The 25,422-nt window shown below is 42.5% G+C and carries 30 protein-coding genes, 1 pseudogene and 1 riboswitch; of the genes and pseudogenes, 19 read left to right on the top strand and 12 right to left on the bottom strand.

The features are described 5' to 3' along the window. Nucleotides 1-193 (bottom strand): hypothetical protein (locus SFC66_RS10845; protein ID WP_411218696.1); only part of this gene is annotated, 193 nt, incomplete at its 3' end. A 584-nt stretch (nt 194-777) separates the two neighbouring features. On the opposite strand from SFC66_RS10845, the gene SFC66_RS10840 reads away from it, so the two are divergent. Beyond that, nucleotides 778-2,571 (top strand): M3 family oligoendopeptidase, encoded by a 1,794-nt coding sequence (locus SFC66_RS10840; protein WP_411218695.1) that lies wholly within the window; start codon nt 778-780, stop codon nt 2,569-2,571. A gap of 117 nt (nt 2,572-2,688) precedes the next feature. Here SFC66_RS10840 and SFC66_RS10835 read toward each other — a convergent pair whose 3' ends face one another. Both SFC66_RS10835 and SFC66_RS10830 read right to left on the bottom strand, forming a co-directional pair. Next, nucleotides 2,689-3,195: a DUF2812 domain-containing protein gene (locus tag SFC66_RS10835; RefSeq protein WP_411218694.1), complete on the bottom strand. Its 507-nt coding sequence runs from the start codon at nt 3,193-3,195 to the stop codon at nt 2,689-2,691. Next, on the bottom strand, nt 3,192-3,536 hold the full coding sequence (locus SFC66_RS10830) for a PadR family transcriptional regulator (protein ID WP_411218693.1): 345 nt from the start codon (nt 3,534-3,536) through the stop codon (nt 3,192-3,194). Before SFC66_RS10830 ends, SFC66_RS10835 begins: the two co-directional genes overlap by 4 nt. Before the next feature lie 234 nt (nt 3,537-3,770). Here SFC66_RS10830 and SFC66_RS10825 point away from each other — a divergent pair, with 234 nt between their 5' ends. From SFC66_RS10825 to SFC66_RS10805, 5 genes are all read left to right on the top strand, one after another. Further along, nucleotides 3,771-4,553 (top strand): DUF1385 domain-containing protein, encoded by a 783-nt coding sequence (locus tag SFC66_RS10825; protein WP_411218692.1) that lies wholly within the window; start codon nt 3,771-3,773, stop codon nt 4,551-4,553. 215 nt (nt 4,554-4,768) lie between these two features. Then, a complete protein-coding gene (locus SFC66_RS10820; RefSeq protein ID WP_411218691.1) occupies nt 4,769-5,614 on the top strand; it encodes an ABC transporter ATP-binding protein in 846 nt (281 codons plus the stop codon). Then, nucleotides 5,611-6,345 carry an ABC transporter permease gene (locus tag SFC66_RS10815; protein WP_411218690.1) on the top strand — a complete coding sequence of 245 codons (735 nt, stop codon included), beginning with the start codon at nt 5,611-5,613 and terminating at the stop codon, nt 6,343-6,345. Before SFC66_RS10820 ends, SFC66_RS10815 begins: the two co-directional genes overlap by 4 nt. 300 nt (nt 6,346-6,645) lie before the next feature. Beyond that, the gene (locus SFC66_RS10810) at nt 6,646-7,503 is read left to right on the top strand and encodes a sensor histidine kinase (RefSeq protein WP_411218689.1); all 858 of its coding nucleotides are present in this window, start codon (nt 6,646-6,648) and stop codon (nt 7,501-7,503) included. Next, nucleotides 7,478-8,086, top strand: coding sequence for a response regulator transcription factor (locus tag SFC66_RS10805; RefSeq protein ID WP_411218688.1), 609 nt, complete (start codon nt 7,478-7,480; stop codon nt 8,084-8,086). Before SFC66_RS10810 ends, SFC66_RS10805 begins: the two co-directional genes overlap by 26 nt. A gap of 37 nt (nt 8,087-8,123) precedes the next feature. On the opposite strand, the gene SFC66_RS10800 is transcribed toward SFC66_RS10805, so the two are convergent. Beyond that, nucleotides 8,124-9,497, bottom strand: coding sequence for a peptide MFS transporter (locus SFC66_RS10800; RefSeq protein WP_411218687.1), 1,374 nt, complete (start codon nt 9,495-9,497; stop codon nt 8,124-8,126). 209 nt (nt 9,498-9,706) lie between these two features. Then, nucleotides 9,707-9,806: riboswitch (TPP riboswitch) on the top strand. Nucleotides 9,807-9,891: 85 nt separating this feature from the next. Between SFC66_RS10800 and thiT the strand changes: the two genes are divergently transcribed. Then, nucleotides 9,892-10,458 carry an energy-coupled thiamine transporter ThiT gene (thiT, locus tag SFC66_RS10795; protein ID WP_411218686.1) on the top strand — a complete coding sequence of 189 codons (567 nt, stop codon included), beginning with the start codon at nt 9,892-9,894 and terminating at the stop codon, nt 10,456-10,458. Nucleotides 10,459-10,495: 37 nt separating this feature from the next. On the opposite strand, the gene SFC66_RS10790 is transcribed toward thiT, so the two are convergent. Next, nucleotides 10,496-10,846 carry a YflT domain-containing protein gene (locus SFC66_RS10790; protein WP_411218685.1) on the bottom strand — a complete coding sequence of 117 codons (351 nt, stop codon included), beginning with the start codon at nt 10,844-10,846 and terminating at the stop codon, nt 10,496-10,498. Nucleotides 10,847-11,026: 180 nt separating this feature from the next. Here SFC66_RS10790 and SFC66_RS10785 point away from each other — a divergent pair, with 180 nt between their 5' ends. After that, a complete protein-coding gene (locus SFC66_RS10785; protein ID WP_411218684.1) occupies nt 11,027-11,383 on the top strand; it encodes a hypothetical protein in 357 nt (118 codons plus the stop codon). A gap of 136 nt (nt 11,384-11,519) precedes the next feature. Next, nucleotides 11,520-12,008, top strand: a complete 489-nt coding sequence (locus tag SFC66_RS10780) for a class I SAM-dependent methyltransferase (protein ID WP_411218683.1) — start codon at nt 11,520-11,522, stop codon at nt 12,006-12,008. Between the two features lie 42 nt (nt 12,009-12,050). Here SFC66_RS10780 and SFC66_RS10775 read toward each other — a convergent pair whose 3' ends face one another. Next, entirely contained in the window at nt 12,051-13,403 is a 1,353-nt protein-coding gene (locus tag SFC66_RS10775) for a dihydrolipoyl dehydrogenase family protein (protein ID WP_411218682.1), read from the bottom strand. A 145-nt stretch (nt 13,404-13,548) separates the two neighbouring features. On the opposite strand from SFC66_RS10775, the gene SFC66_RS10770 reads away from it, so the two are divergent. Continuing rightward, nucleotides 13,549-13,959, top strand: coding sequence for a YwpF family protein (locus SFC66_RS10770; protein WP_411218681.1), 411 nt, complete (start codon nt 13,549-13,551; stop codon nt 13,957-13,959). A gap of 83 nt (nt 13,960-14,042) precedes the next feature. Next, a complete protein-coding gene (locus tag SFC66_RS10765; protein WP_411218680.1) occupies nt 14,043-15,407 on the top strand; it encodes a TrkH family potassium uptake protein in 1,365 nt (454 codons plus the stop codon). Nucleotides 15,408-15,986: 579 nt separating this feature from the next. Here SFC66_RS10765 and SFC66_RS10760 read toward each other — a convergent pair. Beyond that, nucleotides 15,987-16,073 (bottom strand): annotated as a pseudogene (locus tag SFC66_RS10760) (YjcZ family sporulation protein); the annotation flags it as partial. Nucleotides 16,074-16,453: 380 nt separating this feature from the next. Here SFC66_RS10760 and SFC66_RS10755 point away from each other — a divergent pair. Then, nucleotides 16,454-16,660 (top strand): Spo0E family sporulation regulatory protein-aspartic acid phosphatase, encoded by a 207-nt coding sequence (locus SFC66_RS10755; RefSeq protein ID WP_411218679.1) that lies wholly within the window; start codon nt 16,454-16,456, stop codon nt 16,658-16,660. A 33-nt stretch (nt 16,661-16,693) separates the two neighbouring features. Here the strand turns inward: SFC66_RS10755 and SFC66_RS10750 are convergent, their stop codons facing one another. Next, the gene (locus SFC66_RS10750) at nt 16,694-17,854 is read right to left on the bottom strand and encodes an aminotransferase A (RefSeq protein WP_411218678.1); all 1,161 of its coding nucleotides are present in this window, start codon (nt 17,852-17,854) and stop codon (nt 16,694-16,696) included. A 112-nt stretch (nt 17,855-17,966) separates the two neighbouring features. Here SFC66_RS10750 and SFC66_RS10745 point away from each other — a divergent pair, with 112 nt between their 5' ends. Both SFC66_RS10745 and SFC66_RS10740 read left to right on the top strand, forming a co-directional pair. Further along, on the top strand, nt 17,967-18,104 hold the full coding sequence (locus SFC66_RS10745) for an FbpB family small basic protein (RefSeq protein WP_411218677.1): 138 nt from the start codon (nt 17,967-17,969) through the stop codon (nt 18,102-18,104). Between the two features lie 111 nt (nt 18,105-18,215). Then, on the top strand, nt 18,216-18,476 hold the full coding sequence (locus SFC66_RS10740; protein ID WP_411218676.1) for a hypothetical protein: 261 nt from the start codon (nt 18,216-18,218) through the stop codon (nt 18,474-18,476). A 110-nt stretch (nt 18,477-18,586) separates the two neighbouring features. Here the strand turns inward: SFC66_RS10740 and SFC66_RS10735 are convergent, their stop codons facing one another. The 3 genes from SFC66_RS10735 to trhA form a co-directional block, all read right to left on the bottom strand. Then, nucleotides 18,587-19,060 carry a YkyB family protein gene (locus SFC66_RS10735; protein ID WP_411218675.1) on the bottom strand — a complete coding sequence of 158 codons (474 nt, stop codon included), beginning with the start codon at nt 19,058-19,060 and terminating at the stop codon, nt 18,587-18,589. 85 nt (nt 19,061-19,145) lie between these two features. Continuing rightward, entirely contained in the window at nt 19,146-20,006 is an 861-nt protein-coding gene (locus tag SFC66_RS10730; protein WP_411218674.1) for a metallophosphoesterase, read from the bottom strand. A gap of 67 nt (nt 20,007-20,073) precedes the next feature. Beyond that, nucleotides 20,074-20,706, bottom strand: coding sequence for a PAQR family membrane homeostasis protein TrhA (trhA, locus tag SFC66_RS10725; RefSeq protein ID WP_411218673.1), 633 nt, complete (start codon nt 20,704-20,706; stop codon nt 20,074-20,076). A 212-nt stretch (nt 20,707-20,918) separates the two neighbouring features. On the opposite strand from trhA, the gene cbpB reads away from it, so the two are divergent. From cbpB to SFC66_RS10710, 3 genes are all read left to right on the top strand, one after another. Then, nucleotides 20,919-21,392 carry a cyclic-di-AMP-binding protein CbpB gene (gene cbpB, locus SFC66_RS10720; protein ID WP_411218672.1) on the top strand — a complete coding sequence of 158 codons (474 nt, stop codon included), beginning with the start codon at nt 20,919-20,921 and terminating at the stop codon, nt 21,390-21,392. 104 nt (nt 21,393-21,496) lie between these two features. Further along, the gene (gene dapD, locus SFC66_RS10715) at nt 21,497-22,210 is read left to right on the top strand and encodes a 2,3,4,5-tetrahydropyridine-2,6-dicarboxylate N-acetyltransferase (protein ID WP_411218671.1); all 714 of its coding nucleotides are present in this window, start codon (nt 21,497-21,499) and stop codon (nt 22,208-22,210) included. Nucleotides 22,211-22,270: 60 nt separating this feature from the next. Then, nucleotides 22,271-23,383 (top strand): N-acetyldiaminopimelate deacetylase, encoded by a 1,113-nt coding sequence (locus SFC66_RS10710; protein ID WP_411218670.1) that lies wholly within the window; start codon nt 22,271-22,273, stop codon nt 23,381-23,383. Nucleotides 23,384-23,398: 15 nt separating this feature from the next. On the opposite strand, the gene SFC66_RS10705 is transcribed toward SFC66_RS10710, so the two are convergent. Further along, the gene (locus tag SFC66_RS10705) at nt 23,399-24,253 is read right to left on the bottom strand and encodes a mechanosensitive ion channel family protein (RefSeq protein ID WP_411218669.1); all 855 of its coding nucleotides are present in this window, start codon (nt 24,251-24,253) and stop codon (nt 23,399-23,401) included. A 123-nt stretch (nt 24,254-24,376) separates the two neighbouring features. Between SFC66_RS10705 and SFC66_RS10700 the strand changes: the two genes are divergently transcribed. Continuing rightward, nucleotides 24,377-24,922, top strand: a complete 546-nt coding sequence (locus tag SFC66_RS10700; RefSeq protein ID WP_411218668.1) for a peroxiredoxin — start codon at nt 24,377-24,379, stop codon at nt 24,920-24,922. Nucleotides 24,923-24,925: 3 nt separating this feature from the next. After that, nucleotides 24,926-25,357: a TlpA family protein disulfide reductase gene (locus SFC66_RS10695; RefSeq protein WP_411218667.1), complete on the top strand. Its 432-nt coding sequence runs from the start codon at nt 24,926-24,928 to the stop codon at nt 25,355-25,357. The last annotated feature ends 65 nt before the right edge of the window (nt 25,358-25,422 follow it).

Here is a 25,422-nt window from a genome sequence, read left to right as displayed (position 1 = left end):
CCACCGGAGCAGTAGGAATAACAGGCCCCACTGGGGTTACTGGCCCCACCGGAGCAGTGGGAACAACAGGTCCAGCCGGAATCACCGGTCCAACCGGAGCAGCCGGAACAACAGGCCCAGCCGGAATCACGGGCCCCACTGGGGCAGCTGGAACGACAGGCCCAACCGGAACGACCGGTCCTACTGGAATCACTGGCCCAACTGGAGCAGTAGGAATAACCGGTCCCCCCGGTTCAACAGGAAGCGCTCTGCCTTCTGTTGGCGCCCTGGTAGCGAGCCAAGCAACAGCAGCACTCCCAGTTCCCCTTAATACTGAAACGGTAATTAATACAATCTCACCGACAGTAGTAGCAGGTAATAACGTGAAGTTGGATGTAACTGCACAGATAGCCGTCGTAACAACTGCGAACTGGTCTTTCAGTGTTACTGTAACTCTGAGGAGAAATTCTACGATTCTTAATCAGGTGACTATAAGCAGAACAGGTACAGCTGCTGGGACTTACCGGATTGTACTGCCAAATACGTTCGTAGATGTAGTCCCAACCACAGAAACCGCAACTTATACGATAAGTGTAACAGTCGTTCCAGTTAATAGTATTACGTCTGCTACAGCAGAAACACGTAATTTAAACAGTATACGCTTCGTGTAACGATGTATGGACCATAGCCTCTAAGCTATGGTCCATTTTATCTGTGCCGAAAAATATCGAACACTAAAACTTTTCAGTCAATATAGCAAAGCGTATAATAGGTAGGTAGTTCAAGGGAGGTATACATATGACGAATAAATATGGACAAACATGGGATTTGGATGTGATTTTCCCGGGAGGGAGCAATTCTCCGGTATTGGTTGAATATGCAGATAAAGCAGAACAGGCCTTAAAAGAATGGAAACAGGCATTAGAATCTTTCCAGGTGCCTGATCAAGGAGAAGATACAGCTGGCTTGGTTCGCATTCTGGAAAAGTGGGAAGCATCTGCTAAACATGTATTCGAGATAGTTGCATTCGTGGAATGTTTGGTGGCGCAAGATGTAACGGATGCAAAAGCGAAGCAATGGTCAGGAAAGAAAGATGAACTCATGGCAGCGTATAGCGGGACGCTTACGGGTGTTGATCGGGTAATTACACAAATACCGATCCAAACATGGGAGCAGCTGCTTGAGCATCCTGAATTGATCAATTATGCATTCGTTTTGGATGAGCGAAAAAGAGAAGCGGCAGAGAAGCTGGCGCCAGAACAAGAAGTATTGCTGAATGATTTGGCTATCGATGGCTACCATGGCTGGGGCAGTATGTATGACACCATTGTGGGCAGCATTCAAGTGCCTTTGGAAATCGATGGCGAAGAGAAGTATTATTCTGTCGGCCAGGCAGCCAATAAACTTGATGCTGCTGATCGGAAGGTTCGTCAGCATGTTTTCGCAAGAATGCAGGAAGCATGGACAGAGAAAGAAGATTTCTTTGCTGAGACATTGAACCACTTGGCTGGATTCCGTCTGCAGACATACAAACACCGTAAATGGGATAATGTACTGAAAGAACCACTGGACTATAACCGTATGTCCCAAGGTACTTTGGATGCTATGTGGGGAGCCATTACAGATGAGAAGGATGCTTTTGTGAAATATCTGCAGCGTAAAGCAGAACTTTTAGGTCTGGAAAAATTGAGCTGGTATGATATCGATGCCCCGCTTTCTTCGGCAACGAAGCATGTATCTTATGATGAAGCCGCTGATTTCATCGTGAAACATTTCCGCACGTACAGCAGCCAAATGGCTGATTTCTCCCAGCAAGCATTTGAAAAGCGCTGGATCGAAGCGGAAGACCGTAATAACAAACGTCCTGGCGGTTTCTGTACAAGTTTCCCGGATAAGAAAGAAAGCCGTATCTTCATGACGTTCAGCGGAACGGCTTCCAACGTATCGACACTTGCTCATGAACTAGGTCATGCTTATCATAGCTATGCGATGAATGACGTAGAACAGCTGAATCAGGAATATGCGATGAACGTAGCGGAGACAGCTTCCACATTGGCAGAGTTGATCGTTTCAGATGCTGCGGTAAAAGAAGCTGAAACAAAAGATGAAAAAATTGCATTGATCGAGGAAAAAATTCAGCGCAGTATCGCGTTCTTTATGAATATTCATGCGCGTTTCTTGTTTGAAACCAGCTTCTACGAAGAACGTAAAAATGGGCTTGTTTCAGCATCTCGTTTGCGCGAGTTGATGGTTGAAGCGCAGAAAGAAGCATATAATGGACAGCTTGATGAATACGATCCGACTTTCTGGGCATCTAAATTGCATTTCTACGCGACAGACGTGCCATTTTATAACTTCCCGTATACATTCGGTTACTTGTTCAGTACAGGAATCTACGCCAAGGCAGCTGAGAATCCTGCAAACTTTGAAAGTTCCTACAACGCATTGCTTAAGGATACAGGTCGAATGACAGTTGAAGATCTGGCTTTGAAGCATTTGCAGGAAGACTTGACCGATAAGGGATTCTGGTTGAAAGCTATCGAGGTTTGTAAGCAGGATATTGAGGAATTCTTGAAGTTGACTGCAGAATAAGAGACGGTTTTTAGAAAAGCTAGATTGTAGAGAAGCATAGGTTTCTCTACAATCTTTTTTATGTAGTGGCCTTTCATTGTTGTAAAGTTACTGTTACTTAAGCTGAAAGAATGGTTACTAATTTCTTAATTTATATACCTTATGCTTAACTTTAAAAACACATAGGAGCAAGAGGGCAATCAAGCCTGCAAAATACAAATCCAATATTATTGATCTTTGCAAAAATACCATACTTATCGCTAATGCGATCAGCATAAGGAGCACAGTAAGTAGATTCTTTAGTAAGCCATTGTATTTTTCAATCTGATACTCAGTTTCTGTATATATTTCAGAAGCGTGCTCTTCTGTCGCGGTAGTTCGAAAATAATGCCAATTTCCAAAACGCGTTACATACTCCCAGCCAGTATCCTCAAAAAACATTTTGTATTCATTCAGATCCACGTCGCTGGTAGATTTATAGTCCAGCCTATAAGTATAAGAAGCTGGTTCGATTTTTTTAAAGGTATAGAGAAATTTATACGACTCCAAGGCCCAGCCCTTTTTAGCCATTTCTTTTAACCATATTTCCTCACCGTTATCCTGCCAGGCGAGGAAAAGCTTGAAAACCCTTTTCTTCGTTTTCATAGATGCTTTGTCACCTCCATATTTTCAACACTATTTCGAGTTATTTCAACCAATTTCTGCAGACGATCCCACTCTAACTTCACAACTTGTTTTCCAAGCTTGGTTAATACGTAGCATTTTCTCCGTTCATGGTCTTCATCTGTTTTAGAAATGATTTTTTGTTTCTCCAATTTGCTTAAAGCCCCATATAAAGTTCCCGGCCCTAATATTACATCTCCATTACTCATTTCTTCCACTTTTTGCATGATGCCATATCCATGAAGAGGGGTGGTTAAGGATATTAATATATAGAAAGTTGTATGTGTAAGAGGTAAGTATTGTGTTGGAGATTTTTTTGTCATTTTGGTGCCTCCAATCGGCTGTTTCACGTTGTGGGAGATTCTTTAGTTATCGCAAACATTATAGCATATTGGAATTTTCGCGATTTCTAACAGAAGACAAATATTGGGTTGTAATCTGTCTGAATATAGATTAGTATATCGTCATAAGATATATATCGTCAATCGATATATCGTGATGCGATGATATAAAAGTCTTGATATAAGTTATGTATTATCGAAAAGGAGAAGACCATTATGAAGATTAGCGAATTATTGATTCATGGTGGAATGGCGCATAAAAATGCAGTGTCATTCTACGGAAGAAACTATCGATCTCGTGCTACAAGGAATAAAAATGGAGAAATAAGTGTGGAGCTGCATGAGCTTAAATCATTACCTCGATGGTTAACAGATATGCTAGGTATACCACTACTTAGAGGTTTCGCAGATACGATCTACGCCTTTTACATGAAATGGTGGACAGGTTTGCTATTCATTATCGCACCTATGATGATGAATTATCGGATTCAAGCAACAGTTGACGTATTCACCTCTCAATCATCAGACCTTGCAGCAGGGTATGCTACAGGAATGGTATCTGGGATGATAATGATATTCTTCATTATGAAACTATCAGCTGTCAGTAAATATCATGCCGCAGAGCATATTGTCCATAACTTATATTTACAAGGGCGTCCTCTCAATCTAAAAGAAGGAAAAAAGGCATCCAGAATCCATGAATGGTGCGGAACAGGGTGGTTGTTTTTATTGATTGCATATACAGTAATCATGGTATTTATACCAATTCCCACATGGCTGAAGATCATCTTGTGGTTCCCATTTTACGGAGAAGTGATGATGAATGAGAATAAATACTTCCGTATGATTGTGATGCCGTTTAAAGGGATTACATATATCTCACAGTTCCTGACCACATCAAAACCGAAGGAAGAACATGTAGAGGTTTCTTTGAAGGCATTTCAAAGCTTGTTGGAGAAGGAAGAAAAAGTATTATATAAATCAACTACAATTGCTTAGAGAAATACATTTCACACAAAATGTCACAAAACATTTGCTTGGTAACACATATTTAATCAGGCAGACATTGTCCATTTTCTGCTACCATTCAAATGTTTCGACGATTTAGCCACTCACCGAGTGGTTTTTTTGTGACAAATGTCATCTTTTTCCATGACATTACTTTCTTATTTCTTAGGTCGCAACTTGTTATCTTGAAATTAGGAGGTGGCAATATGTTGAGGGTAGATGGAATCAATAAATCATTTCGCAGGCTACCGGTACTGAAAGATATTACATTTGAAATTTCAGCAGGAGAAAGCATTTTATTATTAGGTGCTAATGGAGCTGGTAAATCCACTTTGATTAAGATCATATTGAACCTGCTGCAACAAGATCATGGCAAGATGGATTGGTCTGAGACCCGACCTAAAATTGGTTATGTACCACAGACACCTTCCATCATGAATAATTTGACAGTCAGACAATTCACTGTATATATCCTTTCGTTGCACGGTAAACGAACGCAAGTGAATACAGTCCTGAAAGATGCTGGATTGGAGTCGAAAGAAAAGGCACTAGCAGAAAATTTAAGTTCTGGACAGATGAAACGATTATTATTTCAATTAGCTGTAGCAGCAAAGCCAAAACTGCTCATTATGGACGAACCTACTGCCGGAATGGATGTAGAAGCAAAACGCCTATTTCGTAAACAATTATCAGCGGTGCGGGCCGATGGAGTCAGCGTATTGGTGACAACACACATTCTGCCAGATGCAGAGAATTTAGCCGATCGATTAATATATCTGGAAGAGGGTGTTCTAAAGGTGGATAGGACAATTAATGAAATAAGGCAGCTTAGGCAGTTGATTAGCTTCCGTACAGATGAACAGCATAAAGATCTGCTGCTATCAATGGGCTACGTGCTGCAGGAAGACGTATATCGGAAACGGACTGATGACGCGGATAGAGAAATGCATATACTGATTCAAAAGAAAATCCATTTGAAGCAGCTTGAAATCAAGAAAGATACGCTTGAAAAGTATGTCGAAGGGCTGTCAAAGGAGGGGGCGGGATTATGAAGTCTACTATGCTGACAGTGGGCATGGAACTTCAGCGTGTGATAAAAGATAGATATTTCCTGCTTTTTTCAATGTTGATGCCTTTCATCTTTTATTGCCTGTTTTCTTACATCAATCGAGGGGTTGCTTTAGGCGGGATGGACTTTGATTATTTTTTTCTTATTTCAATGACCTGTTATAGCTTAGTAGTAAATTCTGTGCAAGCATTCGGTATTCAGTTGATGTATGATCGCAGGCAAACCTGGATGGACTATCTTATTACACATCCTGTCACGGCTACGCAATATTTCATCGCACGTATTATTACGCAGCTATTGCTTAATACAATCATTATTTCGGTATTCTTTTTTGTCATAAATACATGGAAACAGTTTGAACGTACGATTGGAGAATGGGTGATAACAAGTATTTGGCTGTTAGGTGGCTCGATTTTATTTTTGATGATTGGAATCTTGATTGCTCAATCCAAAAAAATTCAAACTGCATCTGTAACTGCCAACCTAGTGGTATTAGGTCTTGCAATTCTAGGGGGGCTCTGGATGCCGCTCGGAATATTTCCAGAATGGGTGCAAATGATTGGGGAGTGGCTGCCATCTTACCTGTATGCTCGGGCTGCATGGAATATAGCGTTGGGGGAGGGTATTGATTTTTCCAATATTATCATCTTCGTCTGTTATTTTTTGGTATGCTTTATAGGAGCATTGGTGTTGCAATACAAGCAGAGAGGTTGAGTGAGTATATAGATGAAGAAATTTCACTTATTTCCGAAAGAAGATGGCTATATACCGCATATTTGGCTGCTGTATTTTTATTTTTCGTGTACAAATCTATTTTTCCTGAATGGTTTAAGTTTTTGGTTCACCTTCCTTATCTTGACTTTCGTTTTTATTTGCTATCGGGAAGCTTTTTGGAGGCCTGAACGAACGTTTGTCGCTTCCATGGTCATTACATTACTTATCTCTTCTCTTGTTTTCCTAGTTTCCATACAATATTTTTATTTACTACTGTACGCAATGAGCATGTTATATGGTGTGAAGAAACCATGGAAATTCTGGTTGGGTTACACTGCTATCAATAGTGTGACAGTATGCTTGCTGCTTGTCGATATATTCAGTTCAGTGGATTTAACATGGGGGTATATATTGCCGGGCATCTTGATTGGTTTCATATCACCTGCAGCTTGGAAGGCGCAGGTGATGTGGAATCAAAAGTGGGAAGCAGTCAACCTAGAGTTATCTGAGGCGAATAATCGAGTAGAAGAATTAATCAAAGAGCGGGAACGCGATAGAATTGCCCGTGATTTGCACGATACAGTTGGTCAAACTTTATCAACCATTTCGGTGAAAAGTGATATATCGAAAAGATTGCTGCACCAGAATCAGGAACGAGCAGAAAAAGAATTACATGACATTCAGCTGCTTGCCAGATCATTGCTGCAGGATATGCGTAAAATTGTCAGTGACTTGCGGGTTGTTTCGTTGGAAGAGGAAGTCGAATCTGCTCGCAGCAGATTATATGAATCGGGCATTGATTTTGAATTGGAACAGCAATTGCCGTCGATTCAGGATAGTTCAAAGGAAACGCTTCTGGCTTATATTATCAAAGAAGCTGTCACAAACGTGATTCGTCATAGCAGAGCTACATATTGTAAGATTCGAATCATACATTCTGAAGCGGAGCTTACTTTGGAAGTGGAAGACAATGGCAGGTTCGACGGACAGGAATGGCAAGAAGGAAATGGAATGGATGGAATCAGGAAGCGGGTAAGTCTGATGAATGGAAAGGTGCGCTTCAAGAAACGTCAAAAGTGCGGATTACATTTGATAATCCATGTTCCTATGCAAACTGAAGGAGGTGCAAGCCATGATTCGTATGCTGTTAGCGGATGACCAAAATATGCTTCGAGGTGCAATGACTACGATGCTGGATTTAGAAGAAGACTTCTTTGTGGTGTGTCAAGCTGCTACAGGAGAAGAAGTTTTGCAAGCGTTGCAGGTACAAACGCTTGATCTGCTGATTCTTGATATTGAGATGCCGAATTACACCGGTTTGGAAGTAGTGAAATGGATGAGGCAAAACAACCGTTTTGAAAAGGTGCTGATGCTGACGACATTTTCCACCGCTGCATATGTAAAGGAAGCAATGAAGATGAAAGTGGAAGGATATCTATTAAAAGATACACCGAGTGAACAGCTTGCACTCGCTGTACGGGATATTGTCTATCATGGGCGTACTGTGATAAGTCCTGAAATTACATATCAATTCGTTCAAGGTGTTGAGAACCCGTTAACTGAACGTGAAAAACAAATTCTTATTTTGGCCGAAAGAGGGTACTCCACCAAACAAATTGCCGTAGAATCATTTTTATCCCCGGGTACAATCCGAAATTATTTCTCTGAGATATTGGATAAACTCGGAGCACAAAACCGTTCTCAAGCAGTATATATTGCGAAGAAAAAAGAATACATATAAAAAAACACAGCTCCAAGAAGGAACTGTGTTTTGTGATTTAATCTTTTGCGTCCAGCATAGATTGTAGTTTTTTGGAAACTGTAAGCAGAATTAGACCTACTATAATAGCAGCTGCACCGATTAAGCTAAATATTTCAACATAACCAAGTGTGGCTGTTAAGCCAGCAAGTTGTCCAGCGATAATACTGGCAATACCATTTGCTGCCATCCAGACACCCATCAATAGGGAAGCGATTTTTACAGGTGCTACTTTGCTTACCATGGATAAACCGACAGGAGAAAGACAAAGTTCCCCTATTGTATGGAATAGATAAGTAAAGATGATGAACAGAATATTAGCTTTATGCACAATATCAGTTTCGTCACTGCCTGTATAAAGGACAGCTGGAACTAAAATCATGAATCCTAGTCCTAGTAAAACCATACCCATTGACATCTTCGTTGTTGTACGGAAATCGCCGCTCTTGGATTTACTTAACTTCAACCATACACCAGAAATAATCGGTGCAAGAATCACAATGAATAGCGGGTTGACTGACTGGAACCAAGAAACAGGTATCGTGTACCCTCCTATACTTCTGTCAATGAAATCCCTTGTATAGAGAGTAAGAGATGTACCAGCTTGTTCAAAGCCAGCCCAGAAGAAGATGACGAATACTAACAGTATCAGTACAGCGCTGGTTCTTTTCTTTTCTGCTGCTGTCATTTTAGTAGGTTTGTTATTAACTGCTACATTGGTACGATTAGGTTTAGTACCAATATCACCTAAATACTTCTTACCCAACAAGCTGAAAATCAATTGACCGATAATCATACCGATGGAAGAAGCTAGGAATGCCCATTTAAAACCAAAGTGTTCAATGCCATCAGCATCTACGGAGTGGAATAAATCTTCTGCAAGGAAACCAGCAATCAAAGGAGAAAAGAATGCTCCCAGGTTGATACCCATGTAGAAAATAGTGAAAGCAGCATCTTTCCGTTTATCCCTAGGATCATACAGTTCACCGACATAAGTAGAGATATTAGGTTTGAAGAAACCATTACCAATGATCAAGAAAAGAATTCCTATATATAGACCTAATTGGCTGTTGAATAAAAATATTGTGAAATCTCCGACCGCCATTATGATACCGCCAATCGTGATTGCTTTACGGAGACCAATATATTTATCTGTCACATAGCCGCCAATGATTGGTGTGAAGTATATGACTCCCCCGTATAAACTATAAATGAATGCCGCATGCTGTGTGCTCACGCCAAGTCCGCCGCTTATTACTGCAGCAGTGAGGTAAAGCATCAATACAGAACGCATTCCATAATAGCTATATCTTTCCCACAATTCAGTGAAGAAGAGAAGATACAATCCCTTTGGATGCTTCTTCCCTTGTGGGATTGTAGCTGGTGTATCCATTTTAAATCCTCCCTTTTTAAAGAACATTGTCCATTATACGTCATAGTTTTTCTCGAATTCAAACAATTTCGTTATATGAAGTAAAAGTAATAAAATTGCTAAAATTAGCACTTGGGTAAAAATTCTTCTAAAGGAAATGATATTTTTGGTTGCTAGCGCTATCATTTTTCTATATAATGGATGGACAACAGAAAACAAATCGGTACAAAAAAGCCTGCAGGGGGAGCCATTCCGGCTGAGATGGACAGATGTCCAGACCCTTCGAACCTGTGAGTTAGCACTCGCGTAGGGATGTAGCTTCTTTGATGGGGAAACAATGCACTTTTGGGCCATCGGGAGATCCCACTGCAGCATTGTTTTTTTGTTGCATTCTTTTAAATAGGGGAGAATCAATATGCAATCAAGAAGCAAGGTTTTATTTTTAGTGGAAGTGGCAATATTCGCCGCACTCGCATTCGTTCTGGACTTATTTTCATTTAAAGCATGGGCGCAAGGAGGCAGTATCTCCTTGCAAATGGTCCCGATATTTTTGATGGCGTTCCGCTGGGGATGGAAAGGCGGACTGACAACAGGATTGGTTGTCGGATTGCTGCAGTTAGTCACCGGACCTTATATCGTTCATGTTGTCCAAGGATTCATGGATTATCCATTAGCTTTCACTTTGGTTGGACTATCTGCAGTAACGGCAGGATTTGCCCATAAAGCAGCAAAAGAAAACAATCGAAAAAAGCTGATTGGTTTCTTGATAATAGGAACTTTGATCGGCAGCATCGGAAGATTTGCAGCTCATTTTATGGGCGGCATGATCTTTTTCGGATCAGCAGCAGCGCCAGGTCAAACTGTTTGGGCATACTCGCTTATATATAATGGTTCTTATTTGCTGCCAAGTTTTATTGCCAGCATCATTGTTATCCTCATTTTGATTCTAGCTCAGCCGAAACTCATTTTACCGAATAAATAAGAAAAAGGCACTGTCCCGCTGGACAGTGCCTTTACATTTAGATAAGCAAGCCTTCCACGTTTTCTGTTTCCGTTACAATCAAGAAGATTTTACCTTCATCCAAGTCCTCTTCAAAATCCTCGGCTTCTTCTTGGGAAAAACCGATTTCCTTCAGCTTGGTGCGCAGTTCATCGCCTTGTTTACTGAACATGCTGCCTACCGCACTTTTTGCACCCATTTCGGATAGACCGATTGTATTTGCATCCACGTTTTTAGATACGCGTTTTGTTCTGTCATCATCATGTGACAACACGTAAATATTATCTTTGTTCACACCTTTTGAACTTAATAGCTGAATATCTTCCTGCAGTTTGTCGTCATTTGTGTATTCTCTTAGATATGGTTTCATTATTATCTCTCCTTTGATTTTGTCAGCTAATAATGCTGTACCCGCTATGTGTCAAATAAAACATGTGTGAATTTTAATGAAAAATTCAAATTTTTCAGGTTTAAGGGTGATGGAGTCGATGATGGTTATGGTAAACTTAGTAGGAGATCAAGTTTCCAAGTCTAGTGAGGAGGAAACATTTTGGCAGATATAGTTGATTTAGATCAAATGAAAACGAAAAAACGTATGTATCAAGTCACCAGGTTAAAAGGAATTGAATATGTGATTTTTTTAACTGTTATCAAGTATGTGAATAAACATACGAATAACATGCTGTCGGGAAATGCGTTTCAGACGACTGCTTCGAATTTGGCTGATATTTATAATGGTGATCGCAAGCTCTTCTTGAAAACCTACCATGAGTTATTATGTTATTGGGATATTGCCTTGGTAGATGGTGAGAACCCCATCAATGAGGAATTCGAGCGGTTTCCCCAAATAGGAGATCTTTGCTTCTTTATTGACCGCAAAGTCCAAAAAGATAAATATTCGTGTTAAATGACAGCTGACAATCAGTTGTCTTTTTTGTTGAAGGATAGAAAATGCTGTCACGTGAAAGCCTAGGAAGGATACGTTTAATTTCGCATGGAAAGGGCAATAAAGAAATAATTGATTGCAAAAAGGAGAGAGTCGCATGGCGAATGTAACAGAAGTTTCCCAAAGTAAAGTAGTGGAGCTATTGGAAATAGAAGGCGGAGAAAAAGTGATCGTTTTTGGTGCGGGGAACGGTGACCTGGTTATACCAATCGCCCATAAAACCAAAGATCGAGTCACGGCTCTTGAAAAAGATGAAGCTTTACTGGACAAGCTGGCACTGCGAGCCGAAGAAGAGACGCTATCAAATATAGACCGGATGCCGAGCGGATTAGGCAGACTTAATTTTCCAGATGCATCTTTCCAGCGCGGACTGGCAGCATTTGTACTGGATTCCACGGACGACCCGGAGCTGGCAGCTAAGGAAATGTACAGAATCACCATAGAAAAAGGATTCATGGTTGCTCTCGGTTTCGCTAAAGATCAAAGTGAAGACTTGGTCGCTGATAAATTGGAAAATGCAGGTTTTGAAGTGAGTAAAGGCCAATTAGATGAAGAAATATATTATGTTAAAGCATATAAAGCATGAGTAAAACCGCCAGTTAGTGGCGGTTTTTCTTATGTTGTGATTTCACTGCAGCATGCTTGGAATATCACTTTCTGCTGTCGGATAAGCCCATAGTAATGTTTTCAGCGCCTGCACATGTATATTCATTTCGATTGCCAAAAGGAAGACGTTGATCAAGTGTTCTGCTTGAGCAGCGTATACGTGCGCACCGACAATCGTCTGCTTCTTTTTGTCCAAAATGATTTTGCTGAAGCCTTCTTCGAGTCTTGTTGTTTTATTGGTGAAAAAAGAGCTTAGATCATGTTCGATCACTTCATAGTCATCAGGGTATTTTTCGGCTTCGGTTGCAGTCATGCCTGCTGAAGCAATGCCTGGCAGCGTATAAACTGCTGAAGGCTGAATATGGCTGAATTCTTCCTGTTGTTTGCCATCCAGCATATGCTTAATGACTCGCTTTCCTGCTTCACCTGCCAATGGCGTCAACGGCAGCTTTCCATCGTCGGCACAATCACCGGCTGCATAGATATGGGGAGCAGAGATGCTCTGCTGATTTTTATCCACTTTAACTCCATTTTTGCTATAAGCAATCGAGGTCCGGTCAAGTCCAAGATCTTGTACATTAGGTGCTCTTCCGGCTCCGTGGATGACGATGTCTGCAGATAGTTGTTCCGTGTGGTTGTCAGAGCCGATGGTAGCGATGAATTTACTGCCCTGCTTGGCGACAGCTTTCAATTCTGTATTCGTCCTGATATCGATGCCAAGCTTTTTGCTGTATTCGGCCAAGCGACTGGCAATCGACTCGTCGAATCCTTCAAGTGGCCGTTCCCCGCGGTGTATGATGGTCACTTTCCGGTTGAACCGGGCTGCGATATGCGCGAATTCGAAGCTGATATATCCGCCGCCGATGAGCACCAATTCATGTGGTAGCTCATCGAGTTCAAAAAAGCTGTCACTGGATGCTAAGTGCTTAAAACCATCCACGGGCAGTTTAGCCGGAGAAGCCCCTGACGCAATGAGGAAGTAAGATGCCTGCAGCTTTTCTCCGTTTACTTCTACAGTATGGTCATCAATGAAACGGGCATGCCCCTTGAAGACTTCGATTCCGTCCTTTTCAAACTCTTCCACTGTCGCACTGGGAATCGGTTCAGTGAACGTATCTTTATGCCGGCGAAGCTCACTCCATTCAAGCTGGGCATTTCCCGTCAATCCATAGCCTTTCATCCGTTCAAAGCTGTCTTGTATCTTGACTGCTTCAACCAATACCTTCTTCGGATCACATCCCCATTGCGGACAAGTACCTCCAAATGGTTTATCATCGATTACAGCTACAGTCCATCCTCTTTCCCGGGCTGCAGAAGCTGTACTGTGGCCACTGACACCAGAACCTATCACAATTAAATCCAACTTACGCATCATATCACCTCTCCTGACTGTATCCTAACTCTGTACCCGGGTGCAGTTTATAAGAAACATTCGAGACTCTTTACATACGGAACGAGTGAGTTCTGATAAGATAGAGAAAATGAGCTCTAGTTGGATATAGTAAAAAGGAGTGGAATTAGTGAAAACTTTTAAATTGGTGGAATTGATATTGTACCCGACAGACCAAGGATCATTGGATGGAAGGAATATGGAGCTTGCAGAGGGCTTGATCATCAATAAGGAAGAAGATAATGAGTGGGTGCTGGAAGCAGTACTTGGCCAGACTGATTTGGAGTATGTGCAGCGTTTTTCTGAAAACCGTAAAGTAGTGCTGGCGGAAGTGAGGATTACCAAACCGGAAAACCGACCAGCTTTATTCCTGATTCAAGTGCAGGAAGTCAATGATATTGGAGAAGAAGGAAATGTCATCATGAAAGGCACGCTTGTCAGGGAAGAACCGTCCAATTTGTTTGCTGCTATCAGGAAATTACGCAAAGATGGGATGAAGGAAGAGGAAATCCTTGTCAGTGGGGCTGGAACAGCTGAATAAGCATGCTTGAAAAGTAGAGCTATTCTTCCATGTTCCTGCTATAATAGATAACATTTGAAACATGCAACGAAGGAGTCTTTTGTATGCGTACCTATGACCCGCGCTGGCGGTGGCTTAATAATATTTCGCCAACCAGATTGATTATTTTATTTTATTTGGCAGCCGTGATTATCTCAACCTGTCTGCTGGCTCTGCCTGTAGCTCATAAGGAAGGGACGGATATTTCCTTCATTGATATTCTTTTTACAGCTGTCAGTGCAATCAGTGTGACTGGGCTTGCATCAGTTCCGATCCAGGAGTATTTCAATACAACCGGCATCATACTGATTGCATTCACGATGCAGCTTGGCGGAATAGGAGTCATGACACTTGGAACCTTTGTCTGGCTATTATTCGGTAAGAAAATCGGTTTCAAAGAACGTAGGCTGATCATGACTGATCAGAATCAAATGTCATTCAGCGGGGCAGTCAGTCTGATGCGCCAGATCCTGATAGTTGTCTTGGCAATCGAATTGATCGGTTTTCTCGTTTTGGGTACGTATTATCTACAATACTTTCCTACAGCTGGTGAAGCATATTTCCAAGGTCTGTTTGCTTCCATCAGCGCAACGACGAATGGAGGATTCGATATAACAGGGCAGTCCTTGATACCATTTCAGCATGATTATTTCGTGCAGTTCGTACATATGCTGCTTATCATTCTTGGTGCAATCGGTTTCCCTGTTCTGATCGAAGTGAAGCAGTATATTTTTGCTTCCAAAGAAAAGCGCTCCTTCATCCGCTTTTCCTTATTTACCAAGCTGACCACCATCACCTTCATGGTGCTTATCGTTGCTGGAACAATCATCATTGCCTTGCTTGATTCCAGGAATTTCTTCGTCGGGAAATCGTGGCATGAGACTTTGTTTTATGCATTGTTCCAATCAGTGACAACACGAAGCGGCGGCCTTGCAACCATGGATATTGCAAATCTCACAGAGCAGAACCAGCTATTCATGTCATTTCTCATGTTTGTTGGAGCTTCGCCAAGCAGTGCTGGGGGAGGTATCCGTACAACCACTTTGGCATTGGTTGTAATTGCGCTTTATCATTTTGCAAGGGGGAACAAGCAAATCACTGTCCTGCGTCGGGAAATACATCCGGAAGATTTGTTCAAAGCAATCAATGTGACGATTTTCGGGATGATTTTAGTCTTTACTTCTGCGGTGATCTTGGCTTCCATTGAGCCTTTTTCTTTGACAGAAGTGTTATTCGAAGTGTGCAGTGCGTTCGGTACAGTCGGATTAAGTCTTGGTATCACAGCCGATTTAAGTGATACGAGCAAGGTTGTCCTGATGCTGCTCATGTTCCTTGGACGTGTCGGCATACTGACTTTCCTATATTCGCTGCACCGAAACTCCCAAGCAGCTAATTTCCATTATCCGAAGGAAAGAATCATCATCGGATAAAGAAAGCCGGCATCCTGTGTAGATGCCGGCTTTTGTATGTTCATTTATAGGGGAGTTTTACTCCGGTTATTTAAACGAAGAAGGTAACAGCAATACACCTTTGGCAGAAAATATCTCTTGCATCTTGGCCGAGCAAGACTCGATTTCTTTATAGGTGTCAATAAGTCCTGTAAGTGTATTCTCAAGACGAAATCCACCTAATCTGGAATAACTGAGTATATATTCATCAAAGGTATGAGTTAAATTAATATCTTCATAATGAATCAGAAACTCTAATGTCTTCTTAATGTCATGGGTCATCATATGTTCCCCTTTCCATTAAAGGTGACTTTTGGAGTTATGATGAATAAAAAGTCATCGATAATTGTATTGCATAAAGTATAACATACACGTACTATCGAAAATAGTAATCATTACTAACTTAATAAATCAGAGAATGGGATAATTGATACAATTGTATTGGCTAATGATCATGCCCAGTATAGGGAAATGTAAAGAAGCTCATAAAGAGAAAATCCCCAAAAACGCTGTGTTAACAACGTTTCCGGGGATTTCATCATTTACGAAAGAACCTCGTTATTAGCAGTAAAATGCTGCACCAACGATAATCAACAAGATGAAAAGTACAACGATCAAAGCAAAACCGTTGCCACCGCCGTAACCACCGCCGTAACCACCTTTGTTGTCACAACCGCAGTCATAGTTTCCTCCGCCGAAACCGCCGAAGCCACCGTATCCGTAACCCATTCTGTTTCACCTCCTAAAGCTTACACCTTACTATATGGCGCAATGTTCAAAGGGGTATGGTCGTTAGCCCATATTGCAAACGATTTTCTCTAAAACAACTCGGTGTAAAGCGTATGGTCCATTGCTGCTTTCATTCAAGTGATTTCCAACTGAAGTGAAGGAGCCGGAAAGAGGGAGCTTAGTCTGAGCTATATGTAAAAAGTGTGAAAAGTACTTGTTTAACTTTACATTCCCTCAAACTTTTGGCATTATAAGTTATGGAAAAGATTTGTAACTTAAGAAGGAATAATGGTGATCAAATGATATTGCCTGAACACGCTAGATATTGTCTGCAGCACTCCAACAAACTAATGAATTTGAATAGGCTGACGCAGCAAATCGAGATACTGCGTGAGCAAATGGCAGAAGTAGCATTTGAAAAAGGATTTACAAGCAGTGAATCGATAGCTAAAAGCCAGGAACTGGATAAGCTTTTGAACTTATATGAAACAAAAAGGAAGATATGAAAAAGGACAGGTCGGAGTACCTGTCCTTTTTTGTTATAACAATGTATTGGATTGTAAGTAGCGCTCCAGTCTATCCATGCCTTCTGCCAGCTCTTCCATGCTATATGCATAGGAAATCCGCATATAGCCTTCGCCGAATTTGGAAAAAGCATCACCGGGAACGATTGCGAGGCCGACTTTTTCCACCAGCGATAAACCCAATTCCAACGATGTCATTTGCTTGATCGGAAACTTTGGAAGAATATAAAAAGCACCGTTCGGTTTTTCCACGGTCAATCCCATTTTATCCAATCTTCCTAAACAGTAATCCCTGCGCTGACGATAAGCTTCCCGCATCTCACCAGGGTCATCCAAACCGTTTGTCAATGCTTCCAATGCGGCGTATTGGCTGATGCTGGTGGCACAAGTGGCATTATACTGATGCACTTTTAGCATATGTTTACTCAGCCACGCAGGAGCGAGCGTGAATCCGATACGCCAGCCAGTCATGGAATGGGATTTGCTCAAACCATTGATGACAATCGATTTATCACGCACCTGCGGGAAGCCGGCAATGGATACATGATCTTTATCATAGGTTAGTTCGCTATAAATTTCATCGGATAAGATGAAAAGATCTTTCTCAGCCAAGAAATCTGCAATATCCTTCAGTTCCTCATATGTAAGTGTTACGCCTGTCGGATTGGAAGGATAAGGGAGGATGATGCATTTTGTTTTCGGAGTGATATATTGCTCCAATATGGATCGCGTCAATTTGAATCCGTTGGCTGTTGTATCTGCCAACACTGGTGTTCCGCCAGCTAATGTGATAAGCGGTTCGTATCCTGGATAAACCGGTCCCGGTAAAATCACTTCGTCACCAGGCTGCAGGATAGTGCGCAAAGTGATATCAATTGCCTGTGAGGCGCCGACGGTCACGATGATTTCATCCGCTGCATCATATACAGATGCATACTTGGAGTAAAAGTCACGGATTGCATGGCGCAGAGTGAGCAGACCTGCATTTGGCGTATACGTTGTCTGATTTGATTGGATAGCTTCGATGCCAGCTGCCTTCACATGCTGAGGTGTCGGGAAATCAGGCTGGCCGATAGTCAAACTGATCATATCCTCTTTATCCGCTACCAGATTGTAAAAACGGCGGATGCCGGAGATTTGGATGTCTTTCACACGCGGGTTGATAAGCTGTTCCATCTGATGTTCCTCCATATTCATACTTTCTTAACATAATGTTCAAACAATTTTGATTATAACGTGATACTATTGGGAATAGCTAAAGGAAAATATCAAGGGAGGCCAATGACGTATGAGACCCCGCAAGCTTTCTTTAGAAGAATTGATCACGCAGAACAAAAATGAGTTATTGCAGGATGATCAGGCGATGCTTCGTATAGAAGAATCTCTGGATGATAGAAATGGCATTCAGACCGATCATATGGAATAACGATTGATACATTATAACATAAGTGCTTGATGACAAGGAATCCCGTTAAATGGGGTTCTTTTGTGTTTAAAGGAAGCTTTTTCAGCTAAGAATGGGAAGGGAGGGATGACTTTGGCAATGTTACCGCTAGGAGCACTGATTGGTGCGCTTTGCTTGTTTGCGATTATTTTTTTCTGCATCAGATGGTTAGTGCAAAGACAATGGTATTCGGTATTATCCGTATTAAGTGCGCATGTTTTTCTGGGGTATGTGCTTCATGCTGGCTGGTTGGAGGCAGAAACCCTCGGTCGTGGGCTTTTATTAACGATGACTTTGATTTGCTGTATGCTGGTTTTGTTAAAATCCATTGTCATCTTCAGGAGTAAAAAGTGATGACGTACGGTGTATAGCCAATAAAGGATTAAAAAAGCAGAAGGCCTTCAATTATACTGCGTAACCTTCTGCTTTTGCTTTTGCTGCTTATCCATTTTTTGTGTCCCGATTCAGCTGCGTCGTTTTTTCTTGTCAGGCCAGGTGAACTGACCGAGTGAGGACGGTGTGTAGTAAGCCGATCTGCTCGTTGCTGAATGCTGTTTTGGCTTGGCATCCTGCTGCGGCAGATCCAAGTAGCCGGAAAGGATGCGCTTGGACTGGGAAAGGGAAAGGCTGGGCCTAGGGTTTCGAAAAGTCTTGTCCAATTCTCCTAAATGAGGAAGCGTTTTGAAATCTTCCTTTGCTGCCGGGATGTGAAAATAATAGTCAGCTATTTGTACTAGCACAGTGGAATGCTGCCTGCTTAGTTTTGGATGCTCAGAGTAGTGCAATCCGATTTTTTGGGCTTTGTTTTGTTCCAGCAGTTTTGCCACTGCTTGTTTTTTAAGTTGATATAAGTAACTTGGATCTGGAGCTGTCTTGGCGTGCCGATTCACAACGAATAGCGCTTTAGCTATATCTTCTAATGTCCAGTTGACTTTCATTCGAGTAACCTCCTAGTGCAGGAATGAACCCTATCGGAGAATGGTACTATCGTACAAAAAAGAAGTACGCTTGGCAAGCTCTTTCTTAATCAATCTCGACATGGTTTTGGCCACGTTGAAGGGTGAGTATCGTTATTTCGGGCGGACAAGCGAAACGTATCGGCATTCTAGTGGTACCGACTCCCCTAGAAACGAAGACATGCAGCGGTCTGTGACCGACTTCATAGTGACTGTCCACATAGCGTCTGCCATAAGGAGGAACGATCACTTCGCCGTAAAAAGGTATCCGTACCTGTCCGCCATGCGAGTGACCTGAAAGCTGCACATCCACGGGCAGATGCTTCACATTTTCTGCTAAATCCGGTTCATGTGCCAGCAGGATGGTGAAAGAATCTTCACTGCTACTCTCTGTCGCTGCATGCAGGTTAGGAGTGCTGCGGATGACATCGTCAATGCCCGCCAGCACGATGTGTTCCTGTTCGCGTTTCAACAATGTTGCTGTATTGTGGAGCGGTGTGAAACCACCTGCTTTCATATATCTGGCCACGATTTCTTCGCTTTCATCACGATAATCATGGTTGCCATATATCCAGTACTTCCCGAATGGAGCGTCAAGCGTTGTCAGGCAATCGACGATTTCCTGCTTCCATTTCAATTTGATTGGCCGATCGGCAAAATCACCGGTGAATACAATGACGTCTGCCTGCTGAGCCTGTATATGATGCACTAACCTTCTTAATTTCTTTATGGAATAATGATAACCTAAATGCAAATCGCTGAACTGGATGATTTTTAATCCGTGGAAGGCTTTTGGAAGCCTTTCGCTGGAAAGTGTATAGGATTTCGTTACTAATTTGGCTGGCTCGATATAACGTGCATACGCATACCCGATGCCTGCTCCGGCTGCTATTGTCCCAGCTGCAGCTGAAATCAAAGTCTTTTTCATAGATGCACCTTCTTTTCCGTAATAAAGGCACTCTTCCCTTATTTTCTGGGTAGAATGCCTTTTTTCATCAAATGAGGAATAGGATAGCAAAGAAATGAAACGCAGATCCTGCCAGTACAAACAGATGCCATACCGCATGATGATACGGAATCTTACGCCAAACATAGAATACAGCACCTATTGTATAAAACAGACCTCCGATTACCAAGTACAGGATTGTCTGCTGCGGCAAAGCTGCAAGCATCGGTTCCCATATTAATACGATCATCCAACCCATCAGGAGATAAAAAATTGTCGACATGATCAGGAATTTCTTTACGAAGAAAATTTTGAAGATGATTCCCCCGAGTGCGATCCCCCAAACGATTCCGAAGATCGTCCATCCGAGCGAACTTCTGAGGCTGATCAGCAATAGAGGCGTATAGGTACCTGCAATGAATAAATAGATGGCCGCATGATCAATAATCTGGAAAATATCCTTCACTTTTCCCTCAGGCAATGCATGGACAATGGTGGAAGAGAGATACATGAGAAGCATTGTCGTGCCATAGATTGCAACTGAGACGATGATCCAAGGATCTTTGGTGAAACTGGCTAGTACAACAGCTACAGCAAGTGCTGCAATACTAAGTACTGCACCGAATCCATGTGTGATTGAGTGCGCTGCTTCCTCTTTTTTCGTGAAAATATAAGTTTCCAATTATTTACCTCATTTCTGCTTTGTTTCAGTATAATGCTTTTTCTAGCTTTTCACCATAAAAACAGAGTCAATCATGGAAATATTTTATGGTCCAGATGCCTACATGTGACTCATTGCATACAATGTCGAAATTGGTAGCATGAAAGGGGATGTGGTAAACTGGAAAAGGTGATTGCCCTCCTTCTACTGCCGCTGACAAAAGGAGAGATCGAATGGCAAAATTAGAGTTGCAGGAACTCACCGCTATGACGGTAGGGGACTTGATGATAGAATCCGAAAAAGTTGCTCATGTCCAGATGAATAACCCGCTGGAGCATGCATTACTCGTGCTTGTCAAATCAGGTTACTCAGTCATTCCCGTACTCGATCCAACGTACAGGCTGAAAGGCATGATATCCAAGACCGCGATTCTTAACGAAGTACTCGGCATGGAAAGGTTTGAAATGGAGAAACTATCCGTGATCAAAGTTTCGGAAACGATGCTGACGGATGTGCCTGTTCTAAAAAAGGATGATTTGTTTTTGACAGCACTGAAAGCAGTCGTGAATCATGCATTTCTATGTGTACTTGATGAGGAAGGATATTTCGAAGGTATCCTTACCCGCCGTGCGATCCTTAAACAAATGAACAGATACCTGCATGAACAGATACACTTCAATTCAGCCATTGATAAAACGAATGTCTGAGAATGCAATACCGGGGAACGGCAATGCATGTCCTAAAATGCTTGTTGAATGGTTAAAGATTTGATAAAGTTATCCCATACGTTGTTACATAGGAGGCAAAAACCATGAAAATGATGGACGCAAATGAAATCATCTCTTTCATTTCGAATAGTAAAAAATCTACACCAGTTAAAGTATATGCAAAAGGAAAAGGCTTGGACGCATTGTCTTATCCGGAAAGTGTGAAAGCATTCCCAGAAGCAAACACAGCTGTTCTCTTCGGCGAATGGAGTGAGTTGGAAAGCTTCTTGAAAGATACAGCAGCAATCGAGGATTACGTGGTGGAAAACGATCGCCGCAATTCTGCAATCCCGCTTCTTGACTTAAAAGGAATCAATGCCCGCATCGAGCCAGGCGTTGTCATCCGTGATCAAGTAGAAATCGGCGATGGTGCTGTCATCATGATGGGTGCTTCCATCAACATCGGTTCTGTCATCGGCGAAGGCACGATGATCGATATGAATGTTGTCATGGGAGGCCGTGCAACTGTAGGTAAAAACTGTCATATCGGAGCTGGTTCTGTATTGGCTGGTGTCATCGAACCGCCATCCGCGAAACCAGTCGTGATCGAGGATGACGTTGTAATCGGTGCGAACGTAGTTGTGCTGGAAGGTGTTACAGTCGGTAAAGGTGCGGTTGTTGCAGCTGGCGCAATCGTAACAGAAGATGTAGCTCCAAACACACTTGTTGGCGGAACGCCGGCTCGTGTATTGAAAGAAATCGATGACCAGACGAAAGCAAAAACAGAGATTCGTCAGGAACTTCGTAAATTGAACTAACAACGGAGAAGGAGCAGATTGCTGCTCCTTTTTTTATTATCAGATAAAGCAGGTGTTAGTATGAGGGAAGATCTAATCAAAATCAGAAGAGACTTACATAAGATACCAGAGCTTGGATTCCAGGAGGAAAAAACGCAAAGCTACTTGCTGGATTATATCCATCAGCTTCCACAGGACAATGTAACCATCAAAACGTGGAAAACGGGTATCATCGTCAAAGTGACTGGTTCTGTTGGAACAAAAACGATTGCTTACCGGACAGATATCGATGGACTCCCGATCACGGAAGCAACTGGACTAGCGTTCCAATCGGAGCATGAAGGGCGGATGCATGCCTGCGGCCACGACCTGCATATGACAATTGCTTTAGGGGCACTGACAGCATGTGCAAAAAATCAGCCTGAGCAAAATATTGTCTTCATATTCCAGCCTGCCGAGGAAGGGCCAGGCGGTGCTTTGCCGCTTATGCAAAGCGGGATTCTAAAAGAGTGGCAGCCGGATGAAATATTCGCTCTTCATATCGCCCCTGAACTGCCGGTCGGTACTGTATCATCCAGAGCGGGTTTGTTATTTGCCAATACAAGTGAGCTGTTCATCGATTTCAAAGGAAAAGGCGGCCATGCTGCTTATCCGCATTTGACAAGGGACATGGTTGTGGCAGCCAGTACATTTGTAACGAATATGCAAGGAATCGTTTCGCGCAATTTGGATCCGCTGCAAAGTGCCGTCATCACGATAGGCAAGATGGAAAGCGGATTCGTTCAAAATACCATTGCTGAAACTGCACGACTGGAAGGTACGATCAGGACGATGGATCCAGATGCCATTGCAGTAGTGAAACAGCACATAGAGCAGCAGGCAAAAGGTTTTGAAATCAGCCATAACTGCGACATCAGCATCGATTATGGCTCGAATTATTATCAAGTATTCAATGATGAAGGCAAGGTGGAAGCGTTCCGGTCAGCAATCAGCACTACATCGCTGACATACAAAGAAGCTGCCCCAGCTATGACTGGGGAGGATTTTGGGTATATGCTGAAGGAAATACCCGGGTTTATGTTTTGGTTGGGAGTCGACTCTCCTTATGGATTGCATCACAGTAAGCTTGCACCAGATGAGAAAGCATTGACATATGGTGTCGAAGCGGTCCTGTCGTACATGAATCGGGCATAAGAAAAAGCGCAAAGCTTATTGCTTTGCGCTTGCTTCATTTCGCTGAAGAAAAACTTGATGCGGATAAGGAATCTCGATGCCTTCCCGGTCAAATGCTTCTTTGATTGCTTTTTTCATATCCCGTTCGGCCCCGTACTGTTCATTATTGGCAGTGTGGCCGATGATCCGCAAGGTGATCTCAGAAGCTCCAAGAGTTTCGACCCCAATGACATCCGGTCCTTCGCGGAAACGTTCATCCTGCTTAAAGGTCTCGCATATCTCCTGAAGCACGCGGAGGGCATGATCGATGCTGTCTTCATAGCTGATACCAATATCGACCATCGCCCGCATGTTGCCGCGGGAATGGTTGCTGATGCCAGTGATGTTTCGGTTGGGGATGAAATTCAGCGTACCATCGAAACTCCTGACCTGTGTCGTCCGCAAGCCGACTTCCTCTACGACACCGTTATAGCCAGACGTCGTGATGACATCACCAACTTCGATCTGCCTCTCTAGAAGAATGAAAAAACCAGTCACTACGTCGCTTACCAAGCCTTGAGCACCAAAACCAATTGCCAGTCCGACAATCCCTGCTCCGGCAATCAATGGACCGATTTGGATATTGAATGTGCCGAACACCATTACGATAAGCAGGAATATCAAGGTATATCCATATGTATTGATCAGTAATTTCTCCAACGTTTTCATTCTGCTCGTAGAAATACGCTGTTTGGAACTTGCTTTATTCAAGCTCGTGCTGATCAGTTTTTTTCCCACAGCTCTCAAAACAAAGTAACCGATGATGATAAGCAACAGCTGCATGCCGATGGACACGGTTTTTTCAATCAAGCTATCATAGTTGAATTGTAGTCCGTCTGTTAGAAAGTTCATACCATGTCTCCTTTTAATTATATGCTCTTAGATGAGTACCCGGATTACTTTGAACTAAAACGTAGTGTAACACATGCTCCCGGAAAGCATATATTGGCAAAGGTAGAAGGAAGGGGAGAGCCTATGATCGGTAGTAACGCGCCCACTTTTGAACTGCCAGCTGTCATGCCGGATGGAAACACAGCCTTAATCAATTTAAGAGAAGAACTGAAAGCGAAGAAATGGCTGGTACTCTTTTTTTATCCTCGCGATTTCAGCACAGTATGTCCAACTGAGCTGAATGACTTGGCCGATCGGATCGATGAAATCAGAAATCTGGATGCAAAAGTGATAGCTATTTCCACCGATAGTCTTCTGTCTCACGCAGATTGGCAAAAGGTACCTCGCGAGCAAAATGGTATCCAGCATATCACGTATCCGCTGTTATCGGATTTCAAAGGTGATGTATCGCAAGCGTATGGTGTACTGGAACATAAGAGCTATACATCTTTGCGTGCTACGGTCATCCTGGATCCCGAAGGCGTTGTTTGTTATTATCTCATGCACGCAGATTTGGTAGGCCGTGATACTTCTGAACTATTGCGGGTCATAAGTGCTTTGCAGACAGGAGAAGCATGCGGTGTGAATTGGCAGCCTGGCGATGAACTTCTCCATAAGGAGGATGCATAAGTTATGATACCTCAGTTACCTGGTTTCATCGATCTGCAAGCAGCAAATTGGCTATATCCGCCGCACCAACATGCAGGAGGAAGACCGATCGTCATCTATTTCTGGTCTGTCAGCTGCGCTATTTGCAAGGAAAAAATACCGGATTTCTTGGAATTTACATCGTACGAAAGGCAATTTTTCGATATCATCTCTGTACACGTTCCTCGATCTGTTTCCGATTTGGACACGGATCTGGTTAATAAATATATAGTCAATAAAGGGATGGACATACCCGTTTACCTTGATAACAGGCATCAAATGAAAAATAGATTCAGAGTGCAAAAACTGCCAAGCATTGTTTTGCTGGACAAAAATGGCAGGATGCGTCATATACAGACTGGCGGGAACTTCACTACCATGCTGCATAACCAATTGGATGCTTTGAAATACAGTTAGAGAATACTTTCTGTGCAAGAGTGATTCATGGTAAGCTTGCTCTATCAGAAAGTAAAGGATGATCG

It is taken from the genome of Terribacillus saccharophilus, from assembly GCF_046592895.1.
GTDB classification, from domain to species: domain Bacteria; phylum Bacillota; class Bacilli; order Bacillales; family Amphibacillaceae; genus Terribacillus; species Terribacillus saccharophilus_D.
Note: the sequence above shows the minus strand (reverse complement) of the source record. Positions and strands in the feature narration are given on the sequence as shown.

What these genes read in the sequence shown, in the direction of transcription:
- SFC66_RS10840 (WP_411218695.1), top strand. Translation starts at nt 778, where the DNA reads ATGACGAATAAATATGGACAAACATGGGATTTGGATGTGATTTTCCCG.
- SFC66_RS10835 (WP_411218694.1), bottom strand. Translation starts at nt 3,195, where the DNA reads ATGAAAACGAAGAAAAGGGTTTTCAAGCTTTTCCTCGCCTGGCAGGAT.
- SFC66_RS10830 (WP_411218693.1), bottom strand. Translation starts at nt 3,536, where the DNA reads ATGACAAAAAAATCTCCAACACAATACTTACCTCTTACACATACAACT.
- SFC66_RS10825 (WP_411218692.1), top strand. Translation starts at nt 3,771, where the DNA reads ATGAAGATTAGCGAATTATTGATTCATGGTGGAATGGCGCATAAAAAT.
- SFC66_RS10820 (WP_411218691.1), top strand. Translation starts at nt 4,769, where the DNA reads ATGTTGAGGGTAGATGGAATCAATAAATCATTTCGCAGGCTACCGGTA.
- SFC66_RS10815 (WP_411218690.1), top strand. Translation starts at nt 5,611, where the DNA reads ATGAAGTCTACTATGCTGACAGTGGGCATGGAACTTCAGCGTGTGATA.
- SFC66_RS10805 (WP_411218688.1), top strand. Translation starts at nt 7,478, where the DNA reads ATGATTCGTATGCTGTTAGCGGATGACCAAAATATGCTTCGAGGTGCA.
- SFC66_RS10800 (WP_411218687.1), bottom strand. Translation starts at nt 9,497, where the DNA reads ATGGATACACCAGCTACAATCCCACAAGGGAAGAAGCATCCAAAGGGA.
- thiT (WP_411218686.1), top strand. Translation starts at nt 9,892, where the DNA reads ATGCAATCAAGAAGCAAGGTTTTATTTTTAGTGGAAGTGGCAATATTC.
- SFC66_RS10790 (WP_411218685.1), bottom strand. Translation starts at nt 10,846, where the DNA reads ATGAAACCATATCTAAGAGAATACACAAATGACGACAAACTGCAGGAA.
- SFC66_RS10780 (WP_411218683.1), top strand. Translation starts at nt 11,520, where the DNA reads ATGGCGAATGTAACAGAAGTTTCCCAAAGTAAAGTAGTGGAGCTATTG.
- SFC66_RS10775 (WP_411218682.1), bottom strand. Translation starts at nt 13,403, where the DNA reads ATGATGCGTAAGTTGGATTTAATTGTGATAGGTTCTGGTGTCAGTGGC.
- SFC66_RS10765 (WP_411218680.1), top strand. Translation starts at nt 14,043, where the DNA reads ATGCGTACCTATGACCCGCGCTGGCGGTGGCTTAATAATATTTCGCCA.
- SFC66_RS10755 (WP_411218679.1), top strand. Translation starts at nt 16,454, where the DNA reads ATGATATTGCCTGAACACGCTAGATATTGTCTGCAGCACTCCAACAAA.
- SFC66_RS10750 (WP_411218678.1), bottom strand. Translation starts at nt 17,854, where the DNA reads ATGGAACAGCTTATCAACCCGCGTGTGAAAGACATCCAAATCTCCGGC.
- SFC66_RS10745 (WP_411218677.1), top strand. Translation starts at nt 17,967, where the DNA reads ATGAGACCCCGCAAGCTTTCTTTAGAAGAATTGATCACGCAGAACAAA.
- SFC66_RS10735 (WP_411218675.1), bottom strand. Translation starts at nt 19,060, where the DNA reads ATGAAAGTCAACTGGACATTAGAAGATATAGCTAAAGCGCTATTCGTT.
- SFC66_RS10730 (WP_411218674.1), bottom strand. Translation starts at nt 20,006, where the DNA reads ATGAAAAAGACTTTGATTTCAGCTGCAGCTGGGACAATAGCAGCCGGA.
- cbpB (WP_411218672.1), top strand. Translation starts at nt 20,919, where the DNA reads ATGGCAAAATTAGAGTTGCAGGAACTCACCGCTATGACGGTAGGGGAC.
- dapD (WP_411218671.1), top strand. Translation starts at nt 21,497, where the DNA reads ATGAAAATGATGGACGCAAATGAAATCATCTCTTTCATTTCGAATAGT.
- SFC66_RS10710 (WP_411218670.1), top strand. Translation starts at nt 22,271, where the DNA reads ATGAGGGAAGATCTAATCAAAATCAGAAGAGACTTACATAAGATACCA.
- SFC66_RS10705 (WP_411218669.1), bottom strand. Translation starts at nt 24,253, where the DNA reads ATGAACTTTCTAACAGACGGACTACAATTCAACTATGATAGCTTGATT.
- SFC66_RS10700 (WP_411218668.1), top strand. Translation starts at nt 24,377, where the DNA reads ATGATCGGTAGTAACGCGCCCACTTTTGAACTGCCAGCTGTCATGCCG.
- SFC66_RS10695 (WP_411218667.1), top strand. Translation starts at nt 24,926, where the DNA reads ATGATACCTCAGTTACCTGGTTTCATCGATCTGCAAGCAGCAAATTGG.